The sequence below is a fragment of the Amycolatopsis echigonensis genome (genome assembly GCF_014174495.1).
Taxonomy (GTDB): domain Bacteria; phylum Actinomycetota; class Actinomycetes; order Mycobacteriales; family Pseudonocardiaceae; genus Amycolatopsis; species Amycolatopsis echigonensis.
Genome location: NZ_JACJHR010000021.1, coordinates 74,076 through 85,682 on the forward strand (window position 1 = coordinate 74,076; position 11,607 = coordinate 85,682).

Annotated in this window: 12 protein-coding genes and 1 riboswitch; of the genes, 10 read left to right on the plus strand and 2 right to left on the minus strand. The window is 70.7% G+C overall.

The window, feature by feature from the left end; genetic code table 11:
* Positions 1 to 18 precede the first annotated feature (18 nt).
* Both H5411_RS16920 and H5411_RS16925 read right to left on the minus strand, forming a co-directional pair.
* Entirely contained in the window at positions 19 to 1,497 is a 1,479-nt protein-coding gene (locus tag H5411_RS16920; protein ID WP_037359860.1) for a MutS-related protein, read from the minus strand.
* On the minus strand, positions 1,494 to 3,020 hold the full coding sequence (locus H5411_RS16925) for a MutS-related protein (protein WP_037359858.1): 1,527 nt from the start codon (positions 3,018 to 3,020) through the stop codon (positions 1,494 to 1,496). The genes H5411_RS16920 and H5411_RS16925 overlap by 4 nt, the downstream gene beginning before the upstream one ends.
* Before the next feature lie 29 nt (positions 3,021 to 3,049).
* Positions 3,050 to 3,111, minus strand: a riboswitch (Fluoride riboswitch).
* A 136-nt stretch (positions 3,112 to 3,247) separates the two neighbouring features.
* Here H5411_RS16925 and H5411_RS16930 point away from each other — a divergent pair.
* From H5411_RS16930 to H5411_RS16975, 10 genes are all read left to right on the plus strand, one after another.
* Positions 3,248 to 4,099 carry a DUF4129 domain-containing protein gene (locus H5411_RS16930; RefSeq protein ID WP_037359856.1) on the plus strand — a complete coding sequence of 284 codons (852 nt, stop codon included), beginning with the start codon at positions 3,248 to 3,250 and terminating at the stop codon, positions 4,097 to 4,099.
* Positions 4,096 to 4,530 carry a hypothetical protein gene (locus H5411_RS16935; protein ID WP_037359854.1) on the plus strand — a complete coding sequence of 145 codons (435 nt, stop codon included), beginning with the start codon at positions 4,096 to 4,098 and terminating at the stop codon, positions 4,528 to 4,530. Before H5411_RS16930 ends, H5411_RS16935 begins: the two co-directional genes overlap by 4 nt.
* On the plus strand, positions 4,527 to 5,495 hold the full coding sequence (locus H5411_RS16940) for an AAA family ATPase (protein WP_037359852.1): 969 nt from the start codon (positions 4,527 to 4,529) through the stop codon (positions 5,493 to 5,495). Before H5411_RS16935 ends, H5411_RS16940 begins: the two co-directional genes overlap by 4 nt.
* Positions 5,492 to 6,730 carry a DUF58 domain-containing protein gene (locus H5411_RS16945; protein ID WP_051165935.1) on the plus strand — a complete coding sequence of 413 codons (1,239 nt, stop codon included), beginning with the start codon at positions 5,492 to 5,494 and terminating at the stop codon, positions 6,728 to 6,730. The genes H5411_RS16940 and H5411_RS16945 overlap by 4 nt, the downstream gene beginning before the upstream one ends.
* Positions 6,727 to 7,197, plus strand: coding sequence for a hypothetical protein (locus tag H5411_RS16950; protein WP_143271430.1), 471 nt, complete (start codon positions 6,727 to 6,729; stop codon positions 7,195 to 7,197). Before H5411_RS16945 ends, H5411_RS16950 begins: the two co-directional genes overlap by 4 nt.
* Before the next feature lie 31 nt (positions 7,198 to 7,228).
* Positions 7,229 to 8,521: a phosphopyruvate hydratase gene (eno, locus tag H5411_RS16955; protein ID WP_200862802.1), complete on the plus strand. Its 1,293-nt coding sequence runs from the start codon at positions 7,229 to 7,231 to the stop codon at positions 8,519 to 8,521.
* A gap of 3 nt (positions 8,522 to 8,524) precedes the next feature.
* Positions 8,525 to 8,965 (plus strand): hypothetical protein, encoded by a 441-nt coding sequence (locus H5411_RS16960; protein WP_037359848.1) that lies wholly within the window; start codon positions 8,525 to 8,527, stop codon positions 8,963 to 8,965.
* Entirely contained in the window at positions 8,962 to 10,287 is a 1,326-nt protein-coding gene (locus tag H5411_RS16965; protein WP_037359845.1) for a hypothetical protein, read from the plus strand. Before H5411_RS16960 ends, H5411_RS16965 begins: the two co-directional genes overlap by 4 nt.
* Positions 10,284 to 10,565: a hypothetical protein gene (locus H5411_RS16970; RefSeq protein WP_037359843.1), complete on the plus strand. Its 282-nt coding sequence runs from the start codon at positions 10,284 to 10,286 to the stop codon at positions 10,563 to 10,565. The genes H5411_RS16965 and H5411_RS16970 overlap by 4 nt, the downstream gene beginning before the upstream one ends.
* A 370-nt stretch (positions 10,566 to 10,935) precedes the next feature.
* Entirely contained in the window at positions 10,936 to 11,580 is a 645-nt protein-coding gene (locus H5411_RS16975) for a phosphate signaling complex PhoU family protein (RefSeq protein WP_037359841.1), read from the plus strand.
* The last annotated feature ends 27 nt before the right edge of the window (positions 11,581 to 11,607 follow it).

Below are 11,607 nucleotides of genomic sequence, written 5' to 3' on the forward strand. Positions count from 1 at the left end.
GCCGAGCACGCGCGGTGCCTAGCGGTGACCGGCGAAGACGCGGCGATAGGAGTCCGCGCCGTAGCTGGTCGGCAGCGGTTCGCCTTCGGTCAGGGTGAACGTCCGCTCGCGCTCCGCGCGCAGGAACAGCATGTCGTCGCGGTGCTGCTCGCACAGGCTGTGGCCGAGGTCGTAGAGGTGGGTCACGAACAGGACTTTGACGCCTGTTTCGGTGAGCGCGCGGACCACCTGGCGAGCGAGTTCGGATCCTTCGGCCTCGTTGGTGGAGGCGAACGATTCGTTGCACAGCAGCAGGCCGCCGGGCCGGATCCGGTCGGCGATCTCGCTCATCCGGGCCAGCTCCTCGTCCAGCTTGCCCCGGGTCATCGTGTCGTCCTCCTCGCGTTTGAAATGGGTGAACAGGCCCGTGCACGTGTTCGCCCGCAAGGCTTCCGCCGCCGTGAACATCCCGGCCTGCAGCATCAGCTGCGCGGTGCCGCAGCTGCGCAGGAACGTGGATTTGCCGCCCTGGTTCGCGCCGGTGACGAGGACCAGCGTCTTGCCGTCGGCGTCGACGTCGTTGCCCACCACCTGTTCATCGGACCGCAGGGCGAGGCACACGTCGTACAGTCCGCGCGCGGTCAGCACCGGCTCTCCGCTCGGTTCCGGAGCGGGAAAGCAGACCGGTTTCCCTTTCGCGCGCAGGCGTTCGTGCAGGTTCAGGCAGCCGAGGCAGAAGGCGAGTTCGGCGCGCAGCACGCGGAAGAAGCTCTTCACGTGATCAGCCGATTGGGCCAGCGCGTTGGCCACGACGTTCACCCCGCGCCCTTGCAGGTCGCCGAGGGCCCGGGCACCGGCCTCGTCCCGCGCCGGCACGACGAACCCGTAGCTGGGCGGGGCGCTCGTGGTGATCCGCTCGATCCAGCTTCGTTTCGGCATCCGGTGCAGGCCGAACCGCACGCCGCGGTTCCCCTGTCCCAGCTCCGCGCTCATCAGCACGCCGCGGGGGAATTCGAGTTCCTCCAAGTGGTTCTCGGCCACGGCGAAGTAGTCGTCGTCGAGTTCCTCCCGCAGCATCGCGAAGAACCGGGCGAATCCCGGCGAGCGAAATTCGCCGCCGCGCTCAATCGCTTGCTGCCGCAGCTGTTTGAGGTTGTCCACGAGGAATTCGAGCGTTTTCACCGACCGGTTCAGGATGTGCTCGGGCGAGTCGCGGGAAAGGATCCCGAACCACACCTTCCGCTCGACCTGGCGCGCGTCGACCGCGATGGCGTAGAGGTCGCGCACGACCCCGGGATGGGCGACGCAGTCGGCGAGAACCTGCTGGCGATACCGGATCGCGTCCGGGTCGGTCAGGCTCGCGAACATGATTCGGGGCACGAGGTCGCGCAGGAAGTCGTCGCCGGCGGCCATGGCGTCGAACAGGGTCTCCAGTTCCAGATCCTGGACGAGGTCGTCCGGCGGCGGCGGGGCGTCGAGATCGGCGTCCTGGTCTCGGTGCAGCAGGAAGACTTTCATCGCCCGATCCGCCTTCGCAGGGTGTCGTAGGCTAGTCCGTATTTCTCGGCGATCGCCGCGGCGTAAGCGAGCCCGTCGGCCGCCCGCCGTTCAAGCCGGTAAGTGCGTTCGGCCGGATCGTCCGGAACGACCCCGCCGACCATGCTGACCGTCGCCTCGCCCAGCGACGCGAGATCGTCCACAAAGGTCACATACACCGTCAGCGCGCCCAAGTCGATGATGCGGCGCAGCACGTCGGTGCCGATGAACCGGGCGTCGTGCAGGGTGGTGGACGCGAAGCTCTCGTTCAGCACGAGCACGCTGTCGCTCGTCGCGTCGCGCAGGATGTCCCGGATCCGCACCAGCTCGTCGTCGAGCTTGCCGCGCAGGGTGATCGGATTCTCCTCGCGTTCGAAATGCGTGAACACCCGGTCCGGGAGGAACAGCCTGGCTCGCGCCGCGGGCACCGGGCATCCGAGCGCGGCCAGGTGCGCGAGCTGGCCGAACATGCGCGCGAACGTCGTCTTGCCGCCCTGGTTCGGCCCGGTCACCACCAGCACCCGTTCGGCACCCGACAGTCGGAAGTCGTTGCACACCAACGGGCTGTCCGGGACGAGCTTGGTGGCGAGAGCGAGGTCGAAGGCGTCCTCGGCGTAAATGTCGTGCGAGGTCGCCGAAATCTCCGGATAGCAGAACCGCAGACCGGTCGCCGACAGCCGCCGGATGTGCGCCAGGTAGGCGAGGTAGAACTGCACCTCGCGATCGAACCGGCCGATCGCGGCCGCCAGGTAGTCACGATGCCGTTCGCAGTAGTCCGCGAGAGCGCGGAACGCGCCCGGGTACAGCCGGGCCGCGCAGTCGAGAACCTGCGCCTCGATGTGGTTCATCTCCGGCGGCTCGGAAAACCGGACGAAGTAGTCCTTCACCGCGCCCTGTTTGAACTTCGCGAACGTCTTCTCGACCTCGCTGCTGTAGTCCGCGTCGTCGTCGAACCGGCTGACCTTGACTCGCGCGCCCTGGACGTGCACGCGGTACTTGATCCGCGCGAGCTGCTCCTGGAGATCACGCGTGTCGGCAAGCAATGCGTGAAAAGGTTGCGCCGCAAGGTATCCGGCGACGTGCTCGTGGATCGACCGCAGGCCGCGGGACCGGATCTCGACGCGGTCCAGCCCTTCCCGCAGCGCCGCGACCGCTCCACAGTAGACATCCACCGCGTCGAGGAACCACCGCTGCTTCTGCCGGGGATAGTGGATCTTTCCGGCCAGCGCCAGGCGCTCGCGCATGCGCCGCATCCGCTCGGCGAACTCCTCGACCACCTCGCGCACGTCGTCGCGCTGGAGGTCGCGGAACACTTCGTGCCGATACTCGACGGCAGGCGCCTCGTGCAGCGGCGCGGAGAAGAACAGGCCCAGGTCGTACTCGGCCCGCCCGGCAGTCACCGCGGACACCGCCTGGCCGAGATTCAGATCGCCGAAGAACGCGGGCTCGGCCGGTCTGCCGACGGTTTCGCCACCCGGGAACAGGACGCTCGGAGAACGCGCCATGCCGCACCACCCGCTTCCACACCAGCTCGGCACTGGTAGAAGCCATCAGCCGGGGGCGGCGGTTGCGGCGAGCTTCATCGCCTCACCCGAGCATACCCGAGCCAGCCCTCCGGCTGATCGCGTCCGGCGTCCGGCCGTGGCACAATCGCAGGCAGGTGATGGGGCTCACCACAACCGCGGCACGCCGCTAACGGTCCCTGACGAACACGTCAGGGAGAGGTGTGCGAATGCGACACCGGGGTGAAGCCACCGCGCTGATCACCGTCGGCGTCCTGCTGGCGCTCGGCGTGGCCGGAGTGCGTGCCCGCGGAAACGCCCGCTGGTCGTTCGCGGGGCCGTTCGCGCACGTCGGGGGCACGACGCTGGCTGTCCTCACCTCGATCCTCGTCCTCGCCGCGGTTCTTCCGGTGCTCGCGTTCTTCGCGGCGCTGCGCCGTCGCCGGAGGCCTGAGGACGACGACTTCGAGGCCGTCCACGAGCCGCTGGGCACGAAATGGGGCCGGCGGTGGGCAGTGCTGATCACCCTGGCCGTCGTCGCCGCACCGCTCGTGGTCCTGGCTGTCGTGGCGTCGCGAGCCACCCCGCCGACGCAGCCTCCAGTCCGGTTCGTGCCCCCTCCGCCAGCAGCCGCGCCCTCGGTGGCTTCCCCCGGCGGCGGGCCGTCCTGGCTGTTGCCGGTCGTGCTGCTGGCAGCCCTGCTCCTGCTGCTTCTCCGATGGCACCGCCGGGCGCCGCGTCCGATCGAGGCGTCAGGTGGTCTGGCGGAGGCTGCGGCAGCGGGCCGCGGCGAAATCGTCGCGGCGGTCACCGGCGGGCCGCGAGGGGCGATCCTGCGGTCGTTCGCGGCGATGGAGCGCGCACTCGCACAGTCCGCGGCGGCACCCCGGCTCTCCGACACCCCGTCGGCGGTGCTCGCCCGCGCCGCAGACGGCGGACTCGTGCGCGCAGGACCGGCACAGCGGCTGGTCGACGTGTTCGCCGAAGCACGCTTCAGCAGCCACCCGATCACCGGCGCGCACCAGGACACCGCGCGCCAGGCCCTGGACGAACTCCTCCACGACCTCGGCAGGCGACCATGATCACCGTCCTGTTCAGCGTCGCCGCGGCGGTCCTGCTCGCCGTCGGCTATGCGATCGCCTCGGTCGCAGGCCTCTTCGTCACCGCAGTGCTGATCACCGTGCTGGCGATAGTCAACGTCCGGGCAGCTCTGCGCCCCTCGCAGACCGCGGCCGCACCGGCCCGCGAGGCTCGGCGGCCGGACTTCCCCGGCTATGCCAAGCTCGCCGCCGCCGTGGCCTGGTCCGGCACCTCCCGGCACGCCTGGGACTGCGACCTGCGCCCGGTCCTCGTGCGCCTGCTGGGACCGGACCCGGACGGAAGGCGCCTCCTCGGCGAAGACCTCTGGCCGCTGGTCGACCCGAGCCGCGCGCGGTCCGGCGACCGCGACGCCCCAGGACCGTCGCACCAGACCCTCGCCGCGATCCTCGACCGCTTGGAGGCCCTCCGATGACGCTCACCGACGCCGCCATGACCGGAGCCCGCTCGACCGCCGTCCTGGACGAGGTCGAACGCGCCGTCGTCGGCAAACGCGCCGTCCTGGAGCTGATCCTGCTCGGCGCGCTCGCGCGCGGGCACGTGCTCATCGAAGACCTGCCCGGCCTCGGCAAGACACTGATCGCCCGATCGTTCGCGACCGTGCTCGGCCTCGGCTTCGCCCGCATCCAGTTCACCCCGGACCTGTTGCCCTCCGACGTCACCGGCGCCGTCGTCTACGACCAGGCCGACCGGCGGCTGGTGTTCCGGCCCGGGCCGGTGTTCGCCAACCTGCTGCTTGCCGACGAAATCAACCGCACCCCGCCGAAAACCCAGGCCGCGCTGCTGGAAGCGATGGCCGAAGGGCAGGTCACCGTCGACGGGCGCACGCACCCGCTGCCGGACCCGTTCGTCGTGCTCGCCACCGACAACCCGATCGAATACGAGGGCACCTATCCCTTGCCCGAAGCGCAGCTCGACCGGTTCGCCCTGCGCGTCCGCATCGGCTACCTGCCCGCCGAACGCGAACAGGACATGCTCCGCCGCCGCCTCGACCGCGGCTCCGCTCCGGCCGCGCTGCACCAGATCCTGGCTTCCGGCGAGCTGACCGCCCTGCGCGAATCGGTGGAACAGGCCGAGGTCGACCCGGACGTCCTGGCCTACGTCGTGCGGCTCGCGGCGGCGACCCGCGAGCACACCCAGGTGGTGGTCGGCGCCAGCCCCCGGGCCTGCCTGGAGCTTGTGCAGCTGGCCCGCGCGAAGGCGCTGCTGGCCGGCCGGGACTATGTCGTGCCCGAAGACGTCAAGGATCTCGTGCCCGCGTGCTGGGCGCACCGGCTCAGCCTGCGGCCCGAACTGTGGGTCCGTCAGGTGCGCGGCGAAGACGTGCTCGCCCGGATTCTCGACGACGTCCCCGTCCCGCGCGCCGGGCGGCCGACATGAGCGCGTATCCGGTGCACTGGCATCCGACCCCGCTCGCAGTGACACTCGCGACCTGTGCCGGACTCGCGATGCTGACCGGGATGCTGCTCGGCCGGGCGGACCTGATCGGGTTCGCCGCACCTCTGCTGGGCGCTCTCGCCGTCGGCCGCCGACGCCGGACGCCCGCCGAGTCGCTCACCGTCGATACCGCGCTGCCGGAGCCCCGCTGCCTTGAACACGACACAGTTCCGCTGACCGTCGACGTCCACGCACGCGGCGCGGCCGACGAGATCTCCGTGTCGCTGCCCACGCCTCGCATCGCTGCGTCCACTGAGGACGGACGCACGTTCGCGCTGCGACTGCTCCGTTGGGGGCGCTGGTCCGTACAACCGCGAGTGGCCGCCTACGCCCATTCAGGATTGCTCGAAGCCGTGGTGATCGCGGACGCCGGCGAAATACGCGCCTACCCCCGTACCACGACGCTCGACAGCCTGCCGCGCCCCGCTGATCTTCCCGACCGCGCCGGAGTCCACATCGGACGACGCAGGGGCAGCGGCATCGAATTCGCCGCCGTCCGGCCCTACCAGCCGGGAGATCTGCTGCGCCACGTCAACTGGACCGCCACCGCACGGCGAGGACAGCTGTACATCACCGATCGGCTCGCCGAGCAGGCCGCCGAGATCATCGCTGTGATCGACACCTTCTCCGCCGTCCCGCAGTCCGGCGGGTCCACATTGGACCTCGGCGTGCACGGCGCGACCGCCGTCGTGCGGACGGCCCTGCACCGGGGCGACCGGGCCGGCGTCGTCGCGCTCGGCGGGATCCTGCGCTGGATCGGCCCGGATGCCAGCGCGCGGCAGTTCTACCGCGTCGCCGACACTGTGGTCGAGGCCCGTCTCGACGATGCCGTCGTCGAGCCGGACCTCTCCCGGATCCCGCGGCCCGCGCTGCCGCCACGCGCCGCCGTGATCGTGTTCTCGCCGCTGCTCGACCACCGCGCGCTCAACGCCGTGCAGGACCTGCACCGCAGGGGGTGCGCGATCGTCGTGGTCGACACGCTGCGCACCGAACCGCCCATCGGCCGAGACGCCGAGACCGACCGCCTCGCAGTACGGCTGTGGCGCCTCGACCGACGCCGGGTCGAAACCCGCCTGACCGGCCTCGGGATCCCCGTCGTCCAGTGGAACGAGCGCCAGCAGCTCGACGACGTCCTCGGACCGCTCAGCCTTCGCCCGCTGATCGGGAGGACCCGATGAACACACTCGCCCGCGGACCGATTCCTATGCTCGGCACCGGCGTCCCCATGGCCGCCTCCACTCTCCAGGTCTCGCCCGTCGTCGTGGCCAGCGCAGCCGTCACGCTGCTGTTCGTCCTCGTCACCGCCCGCTGGCCGGGCTCATGGGCCGCCCCGCTCGCGGTCGTGACCGCTGCCTTCGCCGTTGCCGTGGGGACGCCGTCGCCGCCCGCAGCCTGCGCAACCGGGTTCCTGGCCCTCACGTTCCTGCTCGCCGGCGAAGCCCGCCGCACCCTCGCAGGCCATGCCGACCTGCCAGGCTGGCTGCGCCACCGCAGCCGCCTGCTGCTCGGCGGGCTCGCCGGCATCGCCGCAGCCCTCGTCGGCGACATGTGGACCACCGGCTCGCCCTGGCTTGCCGCAGCAGGCGTTCTCGCACTCGGCGGGGCGTACCTGCTCGCCGTGCGCCCCCTTGCCCCACCGCAATAAACCACGCGTCCCGACCCTTACGGAGAACGTCATGACCACCATGCAGATCACCGACCTCCGCGCCCGCGAAATCCTGGACTCCCGCGGCCGTCCCACTCTGGCCGTCGCCGTCTCCAGCGGGTCGCGGCACGCCACCGCGACTGTGCCTTCCGGTGCCTCGACCGGCCGGAACGAAGCCTGCGAACGTCGCGACGGCGACCCGGCCCGCTACGGCGGCGCGGGAGTCCTCGGCGCCGTCGAGTCGGTCAACACCGAGGTGCGGCACCTCCTGATCGCCCGCCACTGGACCGGTCTCGCCGAGATCGACCTGGCAATGGTCGAGCTGGACGGCACTGCCGACCGCAGCCGCCTCGGCGCGAACGCGATCGTCGGCGTGTCCATGGCGGTCGCCCGTCTGCTCGCGGACGCCGAGAAGGTTCCGCTGTGGTCCTGGCTGCACGTCCCGGGCGGGCGGCCGCGGCTGCCGGTGCCGCACTTCAACGTCCTCAACGGCGGCGCGCACGCCCGCACCGGCCTCGACTTCCAGGAATTCATGATCGCCCCGCTCGCCGCGGCCAGCCTGCCCGAGGCGATCCGCACCGGCGCGGAGGTCTACGCCGCGCTCCAGGCGCTGCTGACCGAACGCGGATACACCGTCGGTCTCGGCGACGAGGGCGGCTTCGCTCCGGACGTCACCCGGCCCGAAGACGCGCTGCAGCTGCTGCTCCGCGCGATCGAGGACGCCGGCTACCCGGCCGGCCAAGACGGCATCGCCATCGCGCTGGACCCGGCCGCGTCGCAGTTCCGCCAAGCCGACGGCACGTACCTGGTCAACGGCCGCCGGCACAGCTCGTCGGATCTCGTGCAGCGCTACGTCGAAATGGTGCGCGACTTCCCGATCTGGAGCATCGAAGACGGCATGGCCGAGGACGACCTCGCCGGGTGGCGCGAACTCACCGCGGAACTCGGCGACCGCATCCAGCTGGTCGGCGACGACAACTTCGTCACCAACCCGGCCCGCATCGCCCGCGGCGCCGGCCTCGGCGTCGCCAACGCCGCCTTGATCAAGCTCAACCAGGTCGGCACCGTCACCGAAACCCTCGAAGCGATCGAGATCTGCCGCGAACACCGCTACGGCCAGATGATCTCGCACCGATCCGGGGAAACGACCGACGACTTCATCGCCGACCTCGCCGTCGGCACCGGCTGCGGACAGCTCAAGGCCGGTGCCCCGGCCCGCGGCGAACGCGTCGCGAAATACAACCGCCTGCTGGAGATCGCCGCCGACGCGCCCGAACTCCCTTACGGCATCCCGGAAACCGCGTTCACCGTCCGCCTGGGATGAACCGTGCCCGGCTTCCTGCACCGCTTCCGCCGCCCCGCGCTCTCCGCCAGAGAGCAGCTGGCGCGGTTGTCGTCGGTGCTCGACCGCGCCGCGGCAGTAGCACCGGAGACCGAGACCGCCGTACGAGCCTGCGGCGCCGCTGGTGACGTGCCCGGCGCCATCGGCCACGCCGGCAGCGAACTCGTCAGCACCTACCACCGGCTCCGCGAAGAACTGAACAGCATCCCCGTGGACCGCGAACGCGCCCCGCTGGCAGACGAAATCGGCCGGCTGCTGCAGTACCACCAATGGCTCATGCGCACCGCCGTGCAGCTGGCCTTCTCCCTCAACCAAGACCCGCGCCGCGAAGCCATGCGCCGCCGACTCGACGGCGTCGGCCCACCCGCCGCGCGACTGCAGGCTCTCCGCGACCAAGTGGCAGAACGTCTCCGGAGCGAGCCGTGAACACCCCACGAGACGATGATGAACGCCACCGCCTCATTCGCGCCCTGGCCGACGACGGCTGCCTCCTGTGCCGCGACAAAGACGCCGCCGAACACCACTGGCACACCTGGTACGTCATGGAAACCCACCGAGATCCCGGCTACCGCCGCCGGATCGCGGCCGCTGGCGGCTTCTGCGCACGCCACCTGCGTCTGTTGACCACCACCTCCGAAGGCATCCGGGTCCTTCCCTCGCTCCTGGGAGATCTGATCGCCTCCGCTCTCGGCGGCGTGACCGGCTGCCACTGCGATCCCTGCGACAAAATGACCGCCGCCGTCGACCGCCGTCTCGGCGCCCTCGTCCGATGGCTCGACGACCCCGAGGTCATCAACGGAATCCGCCGGCTGTGCACCCACCACCTGCTCGACGTCCTGAACACAGCTCCGTGGCCGTTCGCGACCACACTCGCCGCCATCGCCCGGGACCAGCCATACACGCCTCCCTCCGATCCCGACCTCCTCATCCGGGCTCCGCACCTCACCGCCGCGGCCGAACTCTTCGCCGAGGACGACAAACGACTCACCGAACAGTCCACAACAGACAGAGCAACCCACGCCCTCGACCTTCCCTGCTGCCCCGTATGCCGCGCCCGCAGCCGCGGCGAACTGCGTTACGCCACCTGGCTTCTCGGCCAAGACGTCGCCCGCCTCGACCCCGGCGAGCCCTGGCTTTGCCCGACGCACCTCGCAGACGCCACCCTTCTCGACCACGACAGCGCCTGCACGATCTGGGCGACGATGCACCAGGCCGAACACGCCCGCCTTGCCCAGCTCGCCGACCGCCTCGACGCTTCGCCGCTCCCCGGGTTTTTCGCCCGCCTTCGCGCAGCCTGGCCGCACCTGCTCGAACGTCGCCGGGACAGGGCCGCTGCCGCATTTCGACGTCCGGAACGATTCGTCGCCGAGGCCCTCCGGAACTTCCGTGACAACCAACCCTCGTGTACTGCCTGCGCCGCGGGCGACCTCGCCGAACGTCGCGAACTCGCACTGCTCGACGCGGCCTCCCTGCACCACACCGTCCGCGAACGCTGGACCCGCGGCCACGGACTGTGCCGTGACCATGCCGCACTCGCCGCATCGGACCTCGCCAAAGACGTCCTGCGCAGCCGCCTGACGCTGCTGGGCTGGGAGCTTGAGGAAACCCAGCGCAAACACGCCTGGCACACCCGCCACGAACCAGCGACCCCAGCCGAAACGTCCTGGCCCCGCGCGATCCCCTTCCTCCGCGGCGATGCCTGCCTCGGCCTCGCCCCCGCCGAATTCGACGACCAGGACACGCCATGAGCGCCCCGCACACCCCCGACCCCGGCTACGCCGGCCGGGGTCCGATGTTCTGGCTGCCGCCACACGGCTTCGGCAACGGAATCTCCGCGCAGGCCTGGGCGGAGATCGCCGACCTCACCGCCGAGGAACTCCCCGAAGCACTGCTCGCCCTCACCGAAGCCGACATCGCCGCCTACACCGCGGCCGTCCGCGGTCGCCCCGGCTATTACCGGCTGTGGGTCGACTCGCTGCGCTATCTCCATGCCGAAGACGTCCTCATGGACGTCCTGCGCTCCTGACGCCGAAATCCCGCACGCGGACCAGCAACCCAGCGAGCGAGACCACGATGAACGCGCAGCCTCCGCCGAACTGATCGAACGCCGCCCAGCCGCACCAGGAACTCGGCGGCCGAACATGCCCGCGGAAACGTCACTTCCGCGGAGGGGGCGGATCCTGCCCGCGTTTGGTGCCGCAGTTCTGCCGTGACGTCCAGGCGTACAGCGCGAAAGCGCTACCCGCCCAGCGCCTGCCGTGGCCGGAATGCTCGGCACCGGGCGAAGGGCTGGGCGTGCTCGCCGGGCGGCGATGTCGCCGGACGTGCTCGCCGGATCCGGAAGGGTGCCAGTGTGCGGATGCCGAGGTCCAGGTACAGCGTTAGGCTCGTTGTTCATGCGGGTGACCTTCCACGGCGAGCTGGTCCAGCTGCGCGAGCAGCTGGTCGCGATGTGCGCGATGGCCGCTCAGGCGATGCGGCAGGCGAGCCGGGCGTTGCTGATGGCCGACCTCGACCTGGCCGAGCGGGTGATCGCCGGAGACGCCGCGCTGGATCAGGCTCGCGGCGGCTGCGAGGATCACGCGCAGAGTCTGCTGGCGTTGCAGGCTCCGGTCGCCAGCGACCTGCGAAGCATCCTCGCCGCGGTCTACTCGGCGGAGAAGATCGAGCGCATGGGCGACCTGGCTGCCCACATCGCCGACACCGCACGCTTCAGCCATCCCGACCACGCCGTGCCCGCCGACCTTGAGGACACGTTCGCCCGGCTGGGCGAGATCGCCGCCGGCATGGCCGACCGGCTGGGCGAACTGATCGGCCAGCCGGGCGTCGACGGCTTCGCCGAACTCGACGAGACCGACCACGCTGTCGATGCCCTGCATTCCCGGGTGCTCACCACGATCACCGGCCCCGGCTGGCCGTACGGGGTGCGCACGGCCACCAGCCTGGCACTGCTGGCCCGCTTCCACGAACGCTTCGCCGACCAGGCCGTCTCCGTCGCCAAGCGACTGGACTTCGCCGCCACGGGCGAGTTCCCCGCATAGCCGGCTGACGAGACGCAGACTGCTCAA